The sequence below is a fragment of the Candidatus Latescibacterota bacterium genome (assembly GCA_019038625.1).
In the GTDB taxonomy this organism is placed as follows: Bacteria; Krumholzibacteriota; Krumholzibacteriia; order Krumholzibacteriales; family Krumholzibacteriaceae; genus JAGLYV01.
On record JAHOYU010000184.1, the window covers coordinates 1 to 12,103 of the forward strand.

Annotated in this window: 10 protein-coding genes; all 10 read right to left on the reverse strand. The window is 50.7% G+C overall.

Annotated features, from left to right (window positions below; genetic code table 11):
- A partial coding sequence (locus KOO63_13020) for a hypothetical protein (GenBank protein MBU8922733.1) occupies nt 1-869 on the reverse strand: 869 nt, incomplete at its 3' end.
- A gap of 245 nt (nt 870-1,114) precedes the next feature.
- On the reverse strand, nt 1,115-3,580 hold the full coding sequence (locus tag KOO63_13025) for an ATP-dependent Clp protease ATP-binding subunit (protein MBU8922734.1): 2,466 nt from the start codon (nt 3,578-3,580) through the stop codon (nt 1,115-1,117).
- 42 nt (nt 3,581-3,622) lie between these two features.
- Complete coding sequence (locus tag KOO63_13030) at nt 3,623-4,678, reverse strand: protein arginine kinase (protein MBU8922735.1); 1,056 nt, start codon at nt 4,676-4,678, stop codon at nt 3,623-3,625.
- Nucleotides 4,679-4,684: 6 nt separating this feature from the next.
- A complete protein-coding gene (locus KOO63_13035) occupies nt 4,685-5,200 on the reverse strand; it encodes a UvrB/UvrC motif-containing protein (GenBank protein ID MBU8922736.1) in 516 nt (171 codons plus the stop codon).
- A 1-nt stretch (nt 5,201) separates the two neighbouring features.
- Nucleotides 5,202-5,879: an ABC transporter ATP-binding protein gene (locus KOO63_13040; GenBank protein ID MBU8922737.1), complete on the reverse strand. Its 678-nt coding sequence runs from the start codon at nt 5,877-5,879 to the stop codon at nt 5,202-5,204.
- Nucleotides 5,880-5,953: 74 nt separating this feature from the next.
- Nucleotides 5,954-7,207: an FtsX-like permease family protein gene (locus KOO63_13045; protein ID MBU8922738.1), complete on the reverse strand. Its 1,254-nt coding sequence runs from the start codon at nt 7,205-7,207 to the stop codon at nt 5,954-5,956.
- Nucleotides 7,207-8,769, reverse strand: coding sequence for a lysine--tRNA ligase (gene lysS / locus KOO63_13050; GenBank protein MBU8922739.1), 1,563 nt, complete (start codon nt 8,767-8,769; stop codon nt 7,207-7,209). Before lysS ends, KOO63_13045 begins: the two co-directional genes overlap by 1 nt.
- On the reverse strand, nt 8,711-9,733 hold the full coding sequence (prfB, locus tag KOO63_13055) for a peptide chain release factor 2 (GenBank protein ID MBU8922740.1): 1,023 nt from the start codon (nt 9,731-9,733) through the stop codon (nt 8,711-8,713). The genes lysS and prfB overlap by 59 nt, the downstream gene beginning before the upstream one ends.
- 110 nt (nt 9,734-9,843) lie before the next feature.
- Nucleotides 9,844-10,449 (reverse strand): dephospho-CoA kinase, encoded by a 606-nt coding sequence (coaE, locus tag KOO63_13060; GenBank protein ID MBU8922741.1) that lies wholly within the window; start codon nt 10,447-10,449, stop codon nt 9,844-9,846.
- Nucleotides 10,449-12,103: DNA polymerase I (gene polA / locus KOO63_13065; GenBank protein MBU8922742.1), on the reverse strand; the 1,655-nt coding region annotated here is incomplete at its 5' end. The genes polA and coaE, both read right to left, overlap by 1 nt.

A 12,103-nucleotide genomic window follows, 5' to 3' on the forward strand; every position in this document is an offset into this window, starting at 1 on the left:
GGGTCTCCCTTCTTCAGAGCGATGAGAGACCTTATATCTTCGTCCTCTACTACTATATTACCGCTCCATATCAGGTCACCAACATAATTCCTCTCACCCTCATCGATCTTGATGTAGATATCCACATGACTTCCGTCACCGATCTCATCCAGCCTCATCACCGTAGCTTTTACATCGAGGTACCCCTGATTCCTGTACAACGTCTCTATCTTGGTCAGATCTTCCTCAAGAACCCCGGGTTTGTATTCTCCACCGCTCCACCAGTGATCCTCATGACTTTCAATAGTCTTTCTTATCTTCTTTGAATCGATCTCACCGTTGCCGATCAGGTCCATATATCTGATCTTTACTTTTCTGCCCTCGGCAATCACGTAGGTGACATGGATCATGTGCTGGTCCGGAACAGGTGTCTTTCTGACGGTTATCTCGGCCCGGTTATATCCCTTCTCCGTATAAATCTCCTTCATCGCGGCCAGGTCGGACGATATCATTGCCGGGCGGGCAAAGAATCCCTCGCGAAGCAACAACTTTCCCCTTATATCGGTTTCATCCACATGATCGTTACCCTCGACATGGACTCCCTTCACCCTCGGATATTCCTCCACATGGAGAATGATCACGGCCTTTCCATCCTCGTCCCTGTACCAGGCGCTGACATCGGCAAAATCCTTGGTTTTGATCAGTCTCTTGATTCCCTGGGAGATCCTGTCCAGAGTATAATCCTCACCCTGGCGCACTCCAAAGATCGATACGATCTTCTTGTGCGACACAAAGACATTCCCGCTGACTTCTACGTGCGATATCTCTATTGCTCCAGCCGCGGTCGATACAAGGGCCAGAAGCACAATAAGCATGACCGGTAATCTCATCAATTCCCTTCCTGGTTGTTCCCACTTCAAAATCCGGTGAATGCTATCATAGCCATAGGTCTTCATCAAGATAAAACAATAGCCGGAAAAATCCAGTAATACCACACGTTCAGAGCTATAACTTGCACTGAGACAAGGAAATCCGGGTATTACAGGGGAATATCCCCCGGTTTCCGACTAAAAAGGCCCCGGAACCAGTCCGGGGCCCATTTAATTGTACGATTGAAGCTCGCGGAAGTTTCGACTTATTCGGGTTTTGCCTTCGCGGGAAGTTCGAGGTTCTCGAATATCAGTTTTTCCGATCCCGGATCCGCAGAGATCTTGAGCTTGGAATTCCTGGATATCTCACCACCGAGCATCTTCTCACTGAGTGGATCCTCCAGAAGCCTCTGGATGGATCTCTTGAGCGGCCTGGCTCCCAGTGTCGGATCGTATCCCTTTTCGATAATGAATTCCTTGGCAGAGGTCGTGACTTCAAAATCGAGTGTCATTGAATCGAGTCTCGAATAGAGATCCGAAAGAAGAATATCGATTATCAACATCAGATCGTGTTTTTCAAGCTGCCTGAAAACTATCATTTCGTCTATCCTGTTGATGAATTCCGGGTTGAATATCTGACGGGCAGCCTCCATGATCTTGTTCTTCATGTGGTCGTATCCGCTATCGACATTCTCACCGTCGAGAGCAAATCCAAAAGCTTTCTTGCCCTTGATATCCTTTGCGCCGGCGTTCGAGGTCATTATCAGGACCGTGTTCTTGAAATCTATCCGCCTCCCGAAGGAATCAGTGATACTTCCTTCCTCGAGGATCTGTAGCAACAGGTTGAACACGTCTGGATGTGCCTTTTCGATCTCGTCGAGCAATACCACGGAATATGGCTTTCTTCTCACCTTCTCGGTGAGCTGTCCACCTTCCTCATACCCGACATATCCAGGAGGAGCTCCGACCAGCCTGGATATGGCGAACTTCTCCATATATTCGGACATATCTATCTGGATCAAGGCATCTTCACTCTCGAAAAGGGTGGCGGAGAGGGTCCTTGCCAGCTCGGTCTTTCCTACGCCTGTAGGTCCCAGGAACACAAACGAGCCGATCGGGCGCCTCGGATCTCTCAACCCGGCCCTGTTTCGGCGAACAGCCTTCGCTATAGCCATCAGTGCAGGTTCCTGTCCGATCACTCTCTTCCTGAGCTCGTCTTCGAGGTTAAGAAGCTTGACAGTCTCTTCCTCTTCGACATCCGATACAGGGATACCCGTCATATCCGAGATCACACTGGCGATATCCTGGCTGGTAACGACAGATTCCTGCTCCTGTCTGCTCTCGACCCATTCTCTCTTTCTGTCCTTCAAATCTTCCTTCAACTGTTTTTCCTGATCACGGAACGAAGCGGCTTTTTCAAACTCCTGAGACTGGATGGCCGATTCCTTTTCCTTGGATATCTCTTCGATCTTCTTCTCAACATCTCTAAGATTATCCGGGATCGTTGTTATATTCAGCCTGGCTCGGGCGCCGGCTTCATCGATGACGTCGATAGCCTTGTCGGGCAGGAACCTTCCCTGCACATATCGCTGGGAAAGATAGACCGCCTGCTTTATAGCATCCTTTTCGAACTTGGTCCTGTGGTGAGCTTCGTATTTATCCCGAAGACCCATTATTATCTCTACTGTCTCTTCCTCTGTCGGAGGATTGATCAGAATCGACTGGAACCTTCTTTCCAGGGCTCCATCCTTTTCGATATGCTTCCTGTACTCATCAAGAGTGGTCGCTCCGATACACTGTATCTCACCTCTGGCCAGCGCGGGTTTCAGCATATTGGAAGCATCGATCGCACCTTCCGCGCCGCCTGCTCCTACGATAGTGTGAATCTCATCGATGAAGATGATGATTTGATCGTTATCCCTGATCTCGTTAATAATATTCTTCAGACGTTCCTCGAACTGTCCTCTGTATTTTGTTCCTGCCACTACAGATGCAAGGTCGAGCGTCGTAATCCTCTTGTCTTTGAGAAGTTCTGGGACCTGATTGGAGACTATCTGTTGCGCAAGGCCCTCGATGATCGCCGTCTTGCCGACACCAGGTTCACCGATCAGAACGGGGTTATTCTTCTTTCGCCTGCAGAGGATCTGAATGATCCGGTGCATCTCGCGCTCTCTGCCTATGATCGGATCGAGCTTGTTTTCCCTGGCAAGCTCGGTAAGGTCTCTGCCGAACTGGTCGAGAGTAGGAGATTCGCTCTTCGCGCTGACCTGCTTTCCGGATGCGGAACTGCCCCCACCCTGATGGAGTATCTTCATTATCTCTTCGCGGACCCTCTTCCGGTCGACTCCGAGCTCTAGAAGAACCCTGGCAGCCACTCCTTCGCCCTCTCTTATCAGACCCAGAAGGAGATGCTCGGTCCCGACATAGTTATGCCCCAGAAGTCTTGCTTCCTCGACAGATAGTTCGAGTACTCTCTTTGCCCTGGGTGTCAGTGGTATTTCGCCCAGCGTAAGGGTCCCGCCTGTCGGTTTGACAAGATTCTCAATAGCCTGCTGTATCTGATCCATATCGAGATCCAGTTTCTGGAGTACCTTCGCCGCGATTCCTTCACCTTCCCTGGCGATCCCGAGCAGGAGATGTTCCGTCCCGATATAATCGTGCTGCAACCTGTTTGCTTCATCCCTCGCGAGGTAAATGACTTTTCTTACTCGTTCGGTAAACTTGTCATTCATATCGACCTCAACATCCTTTCACGGCTACGGACTCCGCGGCCTTTACCGACCTTCGAGTCTGGATCTAATATAATCTGCTCTCGTCCTGTCCCTTTCCTCAGCTTTCATCTCGTTTCCGTAGAGGTGCTGAAGATGCATGGGCTGGATCATGATCAATATTTCATTCAAAACGGACAATTTTACATCACTAATGATATTCAGCCCTACGCCGAGGCGAATGGCCGAAACCAAACTCATTGCTTCCTTTGAAGTTACAAGCCTGGCTGTCTTCAGTAATCCGTAAGACCTCCAGACCTTGTCTTCAAGCAAAGTCCGTGCCTCTCTCAGGAGGCTTTCACGCGCTTTCTTTTCGAACTCCAGGACCTTCCTTATGTGCGATTCCATATTGACCACAGTATCTTCCTCCGATAATCCGAGAGTGATACTGTTCGATATCTGAAACATATTGCCGGTGACATCACTACCCTCACCGTAGCTGCCCCTGACTGTGAGCCTGACCTGCCTCAATCCGTCGATGACCTGCCGTATGTCGTGGTTATGTACCAGCCCCGGAAGGTGTACCATGGCAGATACACGAAGGCCGGTCCCCACGTTCGTCGTACAGGCCGTAAGATATCCGAGCCTGTTCGAAAAGGCGAAGTCAAGTCGCCTGTCCAGTTCATCGTCGAACCTCGTGATCTTCTTGAAGGCTTTTCTCAAGCTGAGCCCCGACTCCATCGATTGCATCCTCAGGTGGTCCTCCTCGTTGACCATCACACCGAGTGATTCATCCATGTCGACTATCAACGCCCGGTTCTTGAAATTCATGACCATTTCGTGAGAGATCAATCGCCTCTCGGCTAAAAGAAGTCGGTCCGCACCCGACATCCCGTCCATTTCCATCAACAGCGGATCTTCCAGCAGGCCATTTTCCATCACGGCCGCGGAGACCTCGGATCTTATGGACTCGAGTACTTCTGAAGAGGCTATATGAGAAAAAGGCCAGTCGTCGAGATTGCGGGCAAGCCTGACCCTGCTCGAGAGAACGATCTCGCTTTCTTCACCTTCGTCCGAAAGCCATCCCGCCGATTTTTTTATCAGGTCGGCAACATCTGACACGATGATTCATCCTTGTTCTGTACCGTTATCTGAATCCTTCATAGAACTTATCTCATCCCTGATCTCGGCGGCTCTTTCGTATTGTTCCATTTCTATTGTCATCTGCAGTTCCTTCTGAAGCTCATGGATCCTCCGGGACAGATCGATCCTCTGACCAAATCTCTCCGGCACCTTGCCCTTGTGCCTCGTATCCCCGTGAATACTGGTCAGCACCTGATCGAGCTCGGTCCTGAATACTTCATAACACTGCGAGCATCCGAGTTTTCCCGTTTTCCTGAAATCGGCATATGTCCTGTCGCAACCGGAACATCGTTTTCTGGCCATACCAGGCCTCTCGACTCCTGCCGCCAGGTTCATCAAACCTGCGAGCAGGTCTCCCTTTTCGAAATTGCTCTTCTTAAGGTAGTCGAATCCTTTTTCATCCGCACAGTCCTGACAGATATGTATCTTCTCCACCCTCGTACCGATAACGTTGGTAAAATGTATCGTTGCCTCTCTCTCCTGGCAGAATTGACACTGCATATCAGCGGATATCCTCTCCTGTAAGCCTGCCGTCCTTCATTATCAGCCCTCTATCGGAAGTTTCGAGCATTTCCCTCTTGTGAGTAACGACTATGAAAGTCTGGTTCTTTGAACGGCTCAGGTCCAGGATCAGGCGATGCAGAAGGTCGCTGTTCCTTTCGTCGAGGTTACCTGTCGGTTCGTCGGCGAAGATTATTGCTGGCTCGTTCATCAAAGCTCTCGCGACTGCGACTCTCTGCTGCTCTCCCCCGGAGAGTTCCGTGGGCCGATGGCTTGTCCTTTCAGCCAGGCCGACCTCGGAAAGAAGCATCGTTGCTCTATCTTCAATATCCCTTCTCTGTGCCCCGTGAAGGAACGAAGGCATCATGACATTCTCAAGAGCGTCGAATTCAGGCAGAAGGTAATGGAATTGAAAGATGAAACCGATGTCGAGGTTCCTGATCCTGTTCAACTCCCGATCGTTACATGCGGCCGGATCGGCGCCCTTGATGACGATCCTGCCACGGTCTGGCTTGTCAAGGGTTCCCAGGACATGCAGAAGCGTACTTTTCCCAACTCCTGATTCTCCGAGTATAGTGACGACTTCACCCTCTTCCGCGGAGAAATCAAGATCGCAAAGTACTTCGATCGGGCCCTTGGCGCCCTTGAACGATTTCCATATTCCTTCCGCTTCGAGAATACTCATTATCCGCCTCTGTTAAAAATATATGACTCCACCTTGCCTCAGGCAAGTACCCCGGCAAAGTCATTGCCTCAATCGTATTTTATAGCGTCAAGCGGCAACATATTACACGCTTCCCAACTGGGATATATCGTTGCTATGAAGCATATTACCATCGAAGCGATCGAGACTGTCGCAATGTCGACCCAGTCTATCAGCACAGGGAGGGTGTTGATGAAATATACTTCGGGCGGCAGATCGAGTTTCACCATGGAGAGAAGCGAGCAGATGACCAGCCCCAGGATTACTCCGAGAATCGTTCCAACACCGCCTATCACTGTACCTTCTACCATGAATATAGACATGATCCCCCTCGATGATGCTCCCATCGACCTGAGGATCCCTATTTCGCTCCGTTTTTCCATTATGACCATCGTCAGCATACCCACAAGATTGAACGCCGCGATCAGTATTATCAGAGCGAGCAGAAGGAACATCAGTATCTTCTCAACCTTGATGTAACTGAAGAGATTACTGTTCAATGTTATCCAGTTGTTCGTCCCATAGGCGTAAGAGATGCTCTCCTGTATCTTCTCATCGATCTCCCGAGCCTTGTAAATATCATCGATCCTTATCCCCAGGCCTCTTGTAGAAGCTTCGTAATCGTAGAAAGTCTCCGCTTCCTTTATGTCGATGTAGGCAAACCGCGAATCGAACTCGAAGACCCCCGTCTTGAACGTGCCGATGACTCTGAAATCCCTGGTCCTCGGCTTGATCTGACCGACCCGCATCTCTGCCGGAGCACTGACCAGGGCCAATATCTCTCCATACGAGATTCTGAGGTCTTCAGCGAGGTCCTCGCCGAGCACTATTCCGGGAACAACTTCTCCATCTTCGAATCCCGATGTCTCGAATGAGGATATCGCCGGCACGAATGAATCTACGACCGCCGATACCGCCCGCTCGGCATCAAGGTCCACACCCTTTACTATCACTCCCTTTGTCTTCACCCTGACGCCGGGGACAAGCTCGTAGTAGATCAGTGACTCTCCCCTTATAAATGGTGAGGAGGCAACTACACTCTCGATTTCCGCCAATCTTGTCGATACGGTATCAATAGCGGCCCAGGCCTGGGGGTTTCTGGTGAAGACCAGTACATGGGTATTGAATTCGACTATCCTGTTCCTCAATTCGTCTTCAAATCCGTTCATGAGAGACAGGACTATTATCAGCGTCGTTACGCCTACCAGAGTCCCTCCGATCGCTATCACAGTCACTCGGGAGACGAAACCGCTCCGTTTCCTCGCGCGAAGATATCTCATGGCGATTACCAGCGAATAGTGCATCAGTCCTTATCCGCCTCCCGCCCATGCTCTGCCCTCATCTGGGGAAATAGTATTACATCCCTTATCGAGGATGAATCTGTCAGAAGCATCACCATCCGGTCGATCCCTACACCGAGTCCCCCTGTAGGCGGCATGCCATGCTCAAGTGCACGCAGGTAATCTTCGTCTATCGGATGCATATCGTCGGCCCCCTCTTTTCGCATCCTCACCTGATCTTCGAACCGGGCCCGCTGGTCTATAGGATCGTTAAGCTCGCTGAAGGCGTTGGCCACTTCGAATCCGGCTATATATGGCTCGAACCTTTCGACCAGGCCTTCGGTCGACCTGTGAGCTTTTGCGAGGGGAGAGATCTCAATCGGATGGTCTAGGATGAAGGTCGGCTGGATCAACCCCGGCTCGACCAGTTCAGAGAAAATTTCGTCGAGAAGTGCCCCCCTCCCCGTGATCCCATCGATATCTATATTGTGTTTCTTCGCGACTCTCTCTATTTCCGTTATGTCTGCGGCAGTCAGATCGACTCCGGTCTTGTCCTCAAGAGATCCGAAGAAAGTGAGTCTTTTCCACGGCGGAGCCAGATCGATGTCGTGTTCCCCGTATTTTATGCTGGTCGTTCCCAGCACCTTTTCACAGACCCGGGCATACATCTCCTCGAGGAATCCCATCATATCGTTATAGTCCCAGTAAGCGGCGTAGCATTCCAGCATTGTGAACTCCGGGTTGTGGGACCTGTCCATCCCCTCATTCCGAAAATCCTTACAGAACTCGAACACCCTTTCCATTCCACCGACCACCAGGCGCTTGAGATAGAGTTCGTCCGCGATCCGCAGATACAGGGTCATATCGAGTGAATTGTGATGGGTGACGAACGGCCTTGCCATCGCTCCGCCGTACAGGGGCTGCAGGACCGGTGTCTCGACCTCGAGAAAATTATGCTGTCTCAGATAGTCCCTCACTGTATCGATGATCAGCGTCCGGGTCCTGAATACTTCCATCACCTCGTCATTCACTATAAGATCGACGTATCTCCTTCTGTACCTCAGTTCCTTGTCCTGAAGACCATGATACTTTTCGGGAAGCGGAAGGATCGCCTTGCTGAGAAGTTCTATCTTCCGGATCTTGACTGTCAACTCCTCTGTCCTCGTCCTGAAGAGTACACCCCATATTCCAGCGATGTCTCCGATATCGATCATCTTGAAAAGAGCCCAGGTCTTCTCGTCGACATCCGCGTCCTTGATATAGAACTGAATACTTCCTGTGTCGTCCTTGATATTTCCAAACGATGTATGGCCATGGCCTCTTGCCGACATGATACGCCCGGCTATCGCTACCTCGACCTCGTCCGGAGCAAGAGTCTCCTCGCTCTTCCTGACCTCCTCGATACTATGTGTCCTCTGGAACCTGTAGGGATACGGGTTTATACCCATCTCCCTCAGTCTGGCAAGCTTTTCGATCCTGATATCACGCTCGCGTCCGCCATCTTTCGGATTCTCCCTGTTGGTCACTTTAATTCTTCCTTTCCTTCCACCTGAGGAAGCCCTCGATGAATTGATCGATCTCCCCATCCATCACCGCCTGGATATTACCCGTCTGAACACTGGTGCGGTGATCCTTTACCATTGTATATGGGTGAAATACATAGCTCCTGATCTGGTTTCCCCAGGAAATATCCTTCTTCTCTCCGGCTGCCTTCGCTCTCCGCTCATCTTCCTCTTCAAGAAGTTTCAGGTAGATCCTCGAGCGAAGCACCTTCATGGCCGACTCCCTGTTCCGGTGCTGACTCCGCTCGTTTTGACATTGAACCACGATACCCGTCGGAAAATGGGTAATACGGATCGCGGAATCCGTCTTGTTCACGTGCTGTCCGCCTGCTCCACTTGCCCGGTATGTGTCTATCCGGATCTCTTCCGGATTGATCTCTACCTCTATGTCTTCGGCCACCTCGGGATATATGAACACCGAGGCAAAAGAAGTATGCCTTCTGTGATTTGCATCGAATGGGGATATTCTCACAAGGCGGTGTATTCCGCCCTCAGATTTCAACCGGCCGTAGGCCATCTCCCCCTTCACTTCAATAGTGGCGTTCTTGATCCCGGCCTCATCGCCAGGTTGAAGGTCGAGTAGTTTGTGTTGATACCCGTTTTTGTCCAGATAGCGAGTATAGAGTCTCAGAAGCATTTCGGCCCAGTCCTGAGATTCCGTCCCACCGGCACCCGGATGGATATTCATCAGGGCGTCCCCCCTGTCATTCTCACCTGAGAGAAGGACCTGGAGTTCGAATTCATCGATCTTCTTTCCGATCTTTCCCAGTTCAGAGATGATCTCGACAAGGATCGAGTCATCTTCCTCATCATCGTTGAGGACAATAAGCTCACGGAGAGACACGAGGTCGTCTTTCAGCGTAGTACATGGATCGATTTGATTCTTGAGAGATTTTAATCTGGAAACGAGTTTCTCCGCCCTTTGCCGATCATTCCAGAAATCTGGAGCGGACATCTTCTCTTCGATCGCCACGCTCTCTGAAGTCATTTTTTCGAGGTCAAAGAAACTCCTTGAGGCTGAAAAGTCTTTCTTCCATCCCGCTGACAGATCCTTCTATTTCTTTCAATGTTATCTTCTCGTTCATCAGTGCCCCTCCATTACAGGCCCTGTTCTTTCAGGAAAAGGTCACGCACCTCTTCCGCCCTTGTTATCGCGGCCTTTTTTGAACCGGAAGCATCGATTCTTACATCAGCTGCGGCCCATCCGGTCCTGAGATAATCCTGTCTCTCGATCCTCGCAAGTGCATTCTCCCTCGATATCCCGTCTCTCTTCATCACCCTGTTCACCCTTATAGACCCTGGAGCATCGACGAGGATCACAAGATCTGCTTTGAATCTGAACTTATACTCAAAAAAGAGGACAGCATCAAGGACTATGTACTCTTCCGTCTTCCGTTTTTCACGTATTTTCCCGCTTACAAGACGCTTGACGAACGGCTTTACCAGGCTGTTAAGTTCTCCGATCCTGCCGTTGCCCGAAAACACAGCCTTACCCAGCTTTTTTCTCGACACCTTTCCTGAAGGTGTAAAGACACCACTCCCGAATACTTTTTTAAGCTTCGCCCTGAGAACGGGGTCCTCGTAGACCTCTCTCGCCAGGGGATCTGCCATCAAGAGACAGCCTCCGCGTCCGGCAAAGACCCTGGCCAGGGTCGTCTTTCCCGAACCGATCGGCCCGGTGACCACGATCACGGGACAACGCATCAATGAGCCTCCAGCCAGTTATCCCCGGTATTCATATCTACTTTCAGAGGTACATCCAGCTCCACGGCCGATTCCATCAATTCCCTGACAAGTTCTTTCATAGTGTCGATCTCACCGGGCACGACATCGAAGACAAGCTCATCGTGTACCTGAAGTATCATACTGCTTTCCAGCCCGCGCCTCATCATCTCGGCGTCGATGTTGATCATTGCTATCTTGATCATGTCCGCGGCTGTCCCCTGAATGGGCGTATTAACGGCATTGCGCTCAGCAAAACTGCGAAATCTGCCATTGCTGCTGTTGATGTCGGGTAACGGCCGCCTTCGCCCCAGCAGTGTCTCGGCGTACCCTTTTATTCTTGCAGTCTCTTTTGATTTTTCTATGAATTCGGCTATGCCTGGATACTGTTCGAAATACCCCTCGATAAAATCCTTCGCCTCTTCAAAGGGTATTCGCAGTTGTTGCGAAAGGGCCCTCGCCCCCTGCCCGTACATCAATCCGAAATTGATAGTCTTTGCTGCCGACCTCATCTCTCTTGTCACCTTGTCCTCATCGACCTCGAATATCTTTGATGCGGTGCGCGTGTGGATATCACACTCATCCCTGAAAGCCGTCACGAGTCCCGGGTCTTTTGACAGATGAGCCATGATCCTCAGTTCGACCTGGGAATAGTCCGCGTCGAGAAGTATCCTTCCCTCGCTTGGAATGAATGCGCCCCGGATCTGCCGACCTGGCTCGGTCCGTATCGGTATGTTCTGAAGATTGGGGTCGCTTGATGAAAGCCTTCCCGTGATCGTCACCGTCTGATTAAACGATGTATGTATCTTGCCGGTCCTTCTGTTTACAAGACGGGGCAATGTATCGACATACGTACTCGACATCTTCGACATCTGTCTGTAGTCCAGCATCAGAGCCGCGATCTCATGTTCGACCGCCAGTTCCGTCAGAACAGTCACATCGGTCGAAAAGCCTGTCTTCGTCTTTTTCCCCGGCGTTAATTCAAGCTTTTCGAAAAGTATTCTCTGTAATTGCTGGTTCGAGTTTATATTGAATTCCTCACCGGCAAGATCGTATATCCCTTCGGTCAATCTCACCAGTTCGGTCGAGATCTCGCCGGAAAGTCTTTCGAGCCTTTCCGTATCGAGGGCCATCCCCTCCTGCTCCATCCTCTTCAGAACAAAACTGAGGGGCATCTCAACATCCTCGAATAGATCCTCCAGCCCTTCTTCCTCGAGCAATGCCGAAAATATCTCCTTCAACCTGAAAGTGAAGTCGGCGTCCTCGCAGGCATACTCGCAAAGTCTTTCGATGGGGACCTTCCTGATATCTTTTATACGGTCTCGTTTCTCGAACAGATCTCTGTACGGTATCATCCTGTGCCTGAAGTGGTCCATGACCAGGTTATCAAGAGAATGAGATCTGCGCGAAGGGTCTATACAATATGAAGCGATCATCGTGTCCCAGTTCACACCCTCGACTGGAAGTTCATGAGACTCGAGCACGATGAGATCGTATTTAATATTCTGCCCTGTCTTTGTCAGAGATGGGTCGGCCAGGATCGGCCCCAGCTTTTCCCTTACCACATCCAGAGACAGACCTCGCTCCTCATTCTCATCATCCGCGAACAGTTCCTCTGTGGTCTGGGGCGACGATG

What these genes read in the sequence shown, in the direction of transcription:
- coaE (MBU8922741.1), bottom strand. Translation starts at nt 10,449, where the DNA reads ATGCGTTGTCCCGTGATCGTGGTCACCGGGCCGATCGGTTCGGGAAAG.
- KOO63_13025 (MBU8922734.1), bottom strand. Translation starts at nt 3,580, where the DNA reads ATGAATGACAAGTTTACCGAACGAGTAAGAAAAGTCATTTACCTCGCG.
- KOO63_13035 (MBU8922736.1), bottom strand. Translation starts at nt 5,200, where the DNA reads ATGCAGTGTCAATTCTGCCAGGAGAGAGAGGCAACGATACATTTTACC.
- KOO63_13045 (MBU8922738.1), bottom strand. Translation starts at nt 7,207, where the DNA reads ATGCACTATTCGCTGGTAATCGCCATGAGATATCTTCGCGCGAGGAAA.
- prfB (MBU8922740.1), bottom strand. Translation starts at nt 9,733, where the DNA reads ATGACTTCAGAGAGCGTGGCGATCGAAGAGAAGATGTCCGCTCCAGAT.
- lysS (MBU8922739.1), bottom strand. Translation starts at nt 8,769, where the DNA reads ATGGGGAGATCGATCAATTCATCGAGGGCTTCCTCAGGTGGAAGGAAA.